The sequence below is a fragment of the Crossiella sp. SN42 genome (assembly GCF_023897065.1).
Taxonomy (GTDB): Bacteria; Actinomycetota; Actinomycetes; order Mycobacteriales; family Pseudonocardiaceae; genus Crossiella.
Genome location: NZ_JAMHIV010000078.1, coordinates 1 through 4614 on the forward strand (window position 1 = coordinate 1; position 4614 = coordinate 4614).

The 4614-nt window shown below is 72.3% G+C and carries 1 protein-coding gene; it reads right to left on the reverse strand.

The window, feature by feature from the left end; genetic code table 11:
- Positions 1–4614, reverse strand: a 4614-nt coding sequence (locus M8C13_RS44235; RefSeq protein WP_252486852.1) for a type I polyketide synthase, incomplete at both ends; no start/stop codon positions are given.

Consider the following 4614-nt stretch of genomic DNA (forward strand, 5'->3'; position numbering starts at 1 on the left):
CAGTGCCGGGTGCGGCCCGACCTCGACCAGGTGCGTCACGCCCCGGGCAGCCAGGGTGGCCAGTCCGTCGGCGAAGCGAACCGTGCCCCGGACATGCCGCACCCAGTGCTGGGGGTCGGTGAGGGTGGTGGCGATCTCGCCGGTCAGGTTGGTCACGACCGGGATCTTCGGCTCGTGGTAGGTCAACCCCGCTGCCACAGCAGCGAACTCGTCCAGGATCGGATCCAGGTGCGCGGAGTGGAAAGCGTGGCTGACCTTGAGGCGGGTGGTGCGGAAACCGCAGTCCCGCAGGGCTTCCACCGCGTCGGCGTCGCCGGAGACCACCACCGAGGTCGGGGTGTTGACCGCCGCGATAGACACACCCGGTGGCAGCAGGGGCGAAACCTCGGCTTCGGGGGCCTGGATGGCCAGCATCGCGCCGGGGGTGGTGATCGACTGCATCAGCCGGGCGCGGGCAGCCACCAGGGTGACGGCGTCGTCCTCGCTGAGCACACCGGCGACATGCGCCGCCGTGATCTCACCCAGCGAGTGTCCAATAAGGACAGACGGGGTGATGCCAAGTGATTCCAGCAGTCGGTAGAGGGCGACTTCCAGGGCGAAGAGGGCGGGCTGGGTGTTGGCGGTGTCATGGACCGCGTCGCTGAGCGGCAGGTCAAGGCCGAACTTGTCGCAGAGCCGGGTGAAGGTCTCGGCGAAGACGGGATAGGTCAGCAGGTCTGCACCCATGCCGGCCCACTGGGAGCCCTGGCCGGAGAACATCATTGCCACTGTCGGCGGCACGGCGACCTGCGCTGCTCCGTCCAGGCCAGCCGCGCGGTGCTCGAAAGCGGTGCGGGTGGTGGCCAGCGCGCGGGAGACCGCAGCGGGATCGGCTCCGGCGGCCAGGAGTTCGCGCACCTGCTCGACCTGGGCGCGCAGCGCGGCCTCGGTCTTGGCCGAGAACAGCAGCGGGCCAGGCGTCCCGGCGGGAATCGGTTCCGCTTCGGGCGCTTGTTCGAGGATGAGGTGGGTGTTGGTCCCACTGATGCCGAAGGAGGACACCCCCGCCCGCCGCGGACGGTCTACCTCCCACGGCCGGGACTCGGTCAGCAACGCGATGCTGCCGTCCCAGTCGACGTGGCTGGAAGGCGTTTGGGCGTGCAGGGTGGCGGGCAGTTGCCCGTGCCGCATCGCCATGATCATCTTGATCACGCCGCCCACACCGGCCGCAGCTTGCGTGTGGCCCAGGTTGGACTTCAGCGAACCCAGCCAGAGCGGTGAATCCTGGTGTTCGGGGCCGTAGACCTCGTGCAGGGCTTGGGCTTCGATGGGGTCGCCAAGGCGGGTGCCGGTGCCGTGAGCTTCGACGGCGTCGACCTCACCGGGAGTGAGCCCGGCGTTGGCCAAAGCCTGCCGGATGACTCGTTGCTGGGCTGGGCCATTCGGCGCGGTCAGGCCGTTGGACGCGCCGTCCTGGTTGACCGCGCTACCGCGAATGATCGCCAGGATCTGGTGACCGTTGCGCTGAGCGTCAGAGAGCCGTTCCAACACCAGGACCCCGGCCCCTTCCCCCCAGCCAGTGCCGTCGGCCTCGTCTCCGAAAGCCTTGCACCGGCCGTCCGCGGCCAGACCCCGCTGCCGGGAGAACTCGATGAACGTCGTCGGGGAGGCCATCACGGTCGCGCCACCCGCGACGGCCAGATCGCATTCACCTTGCCGGAGTGCTTGTCCCGCCAAGTGAATGGCCACCAGCGAGGAGGAGCAGGCGGTGTCCACGGTGATCGCGGGACCTTCGAAGCCGAAGGTGTAGGCGATCCGGCCCGAGGCCACGCTCGGCGCGCTGCCGGTGGTGACGTAGCCCTCGAAGGCCGGGGGCATCGGGTGCAGGCGGGAGGCGTAGTCGTTGTACATGATCCCGGCGAAGACGCCGGTCCGGCTGCCGCGCAAGGACTCCGGCACGATCCCGCCGTGTTCCAGGGCCTCCCAGGTGGTCTCCAGCAACAACCGCTGCTGCGGATCGGTGGCCAGGGCCTCGCGCGGGCTCATGCCGAAGAACTCCGCGTCGAACTCATCGGCCTGGTACAAGAAACCGCCGCGGGTGACGGTCACCGTGCCCGAGTGGTCCGGGTCGGGGTGGTAGAGGCTGTCGAGCTGCCAGCCGCGGTTGGTGGGGAACTCCGCGATCGCGTCCGCGCCGGCGGCCAGCAGCTGCCAGAGGTCCTCGGGGGTGTGCACGCCGCCGGGGTAGCGGCAGCCGATGCCCACCACCGCGATCGGCTCGTCCACCGGTCTGGCCGCGACCTGCTGCTCGACGCGTTCTGCTCGGCCCAGCAGGGTCGCGAGGTGGTCGACCAGCGCGGCCGGGGTCGGGTGGTCGAAGATCAGGCCGGTGGGCAGGGTGGCGCCGGTCGCGGCGGTGAGCCGGTTGCGCAGCTCGATCGCGGTGAGCGAGTCGAAACCCAGGTCGGCGAAGGCCTTGCCGGTGTCCAGGGTGCGCGCGTCGGCGTGGCCGAGCACGGCGGCCACCTCGGTGCTGACCAGGGTGGTGAGCACCGCGCGCTGTTCCGCCGGTGGCAGCGTCGGCAGCAGGCCCCGCACGGCGGAACCGGTCTGGGACTTCGCCGCCGGGGCCAGCCGGTGCAGCAACGGCGGCAGGGTCCCGGCGGTGGCCTGGCCGCGCAGCACGCGCCGGTCGAACCGCGCGGTGACCGCGGTGGTGTGGCCGAGAGCCTGGTCCAGCAGGGTGCGCACGTCCTGATCGGAGAGCACACCGATACCGCGGGCGGCCAGCCGGGCGAGTTCGGTCTCGCCCAGTTCGGCGGCCAGCCCGCCGCCGCCCCACAGGCCCCAGGCCAGCGAGGTGGCGGGCAGGCCGAGGGACCGGCGGTGCTCGGCGAGTTCGTCCAGGCAGCTGTTGGCGGCCGCGTAGTTGGCCTGCCCCGCGCCGCCGAGGACCGCGGCCACCGAGGAGAACAGCAGGAACAGATCGAGTTCGCCGGTGAGCCGGTGCAGGTTCCAGGCTCCGCTCACCTTGGGCTCGAACACCCGGGCCACCCGCTCCGGAGTCAGTCCGGAGAGCACCGCGTCGTCCAGCACACCCGCGGCGTGCACCACGCCCCGGACGTCGAACCCGGCCAGCGCTTCCGCCAGTTCGGTCTCCTCGGCCACATCGCAGGCCCGCACCGACACCCCGGCGCCGGCCTCGGTCAGCTCGGCGACCAGCTCGGCCGCCCCCGGGGTCGCCATACCGCGCCGCCCCAGCAGCACCAGTTCACCGACGCCCCAGCTCGACACCGCGTGCCGGGCCACCAGAGCGCCCAGCCCGGTGAGCCCGCCGGTGATCACCAGCGCGCCACGGCGCCAGAGCAGTGCGGCGCCCGCGGTCGCGGGCACGAGCCGGGGCACGGTGATCTCGCCCTCGCGGACCCGGATCTCGGTCTCCGCCGCGAACAACGGCAGCACCTCCGCCGGGTCCACGGAACCGTCGGTGTCCAGCAGCGCGAACCGGCCAGGGTGCTCGGCCACCGCCGACCGCACCAGACCGCGCACCCCACCCCGGTGTGCCGCCTCGACGGCCACCACGAGCACCGGTCCCTCCTGGGGCAACCGCTCCTGCAGCACGCCGAGCACCCCGGCGGTGGTGGCGGCCGGCGTGTCCGCCTGCTCGGCCCAGCACAGCTCGGTCTCAGCCTGCTGACCGGGACGCGGGTCCACCCGCTCCCACGCCACGGTGAACAGGGCATCCGAGGCACGGGCGAACCGGGCCGGGTCGACCTCGCGCAGCGCGAGCGAGCGCGCGGTGGCGACCGGGAGCCCGTTCTCATCCGCGACCACGACCGCGAAGTCACCGGAGTCCTGGCGGGTCAACCGGATCCGGACCGCCCGGGTGGCGGTCCCGTGCACCCGGAACCCCTGCCAGGCGAAGGGCAGCCGCACCGAGTCACCTGCCACCAGCAGGGCGTGCAGGGCGGCGTCCAGCAACGCCGGGGCCAGCACGAACCCGCGCTGCTCCGGCACCTCCGCCTCGGCGAACAGGGTCTCGCCCCGCTGCCACACCGCGGTGAGCCCGCGGAACTGCTCGCCGTACTGGTAGCCCTGCGCGTCCAGCCGCTCGTACAGGCCACTGATGTCCACTGTGGACGAATCAGCGGGCGGCCAGTCGAGCAGCGGCTCCGGCCGGTCCGGCTCGTCCTGGTCCAGGACGCCGTCGGCGTGCCGGATCCAGCTCTGGCCGTCGGCCGAGGAGTGCACGGACACCGCCCGGCGGCCGTCGTCCTCCTCCCCGAGGACCACCTGAACCAGCACTTCCTCGTGCGCCGGAAGCACGAGCGGGGTCTCGAACGTCAGCTCCCGCACCTGTCCGCCCCCGGACGCCGCGAGCACGAGTTCCAGCAGGGCGGTGCCCGGCACCAGCGTGGTGCCCAGCACCGCGTGCTCGGCCAGCCACGGGTGCGAACGCGTGGAGAGCCGCCCGGTGAACACCTGGCCGCCTCCGGTCGCGAGCCCGATCGCCGCGCCCAGCAACGGGTGCTCGGCCGGGATGAGCCCTGCGGCGCCGACATCTCCCTGGGGCGATCCCGCGTCCAGCCAGAAGGACTGGCCCTCGAACGGGTAGGTGGGCAGATCGATCAGCGT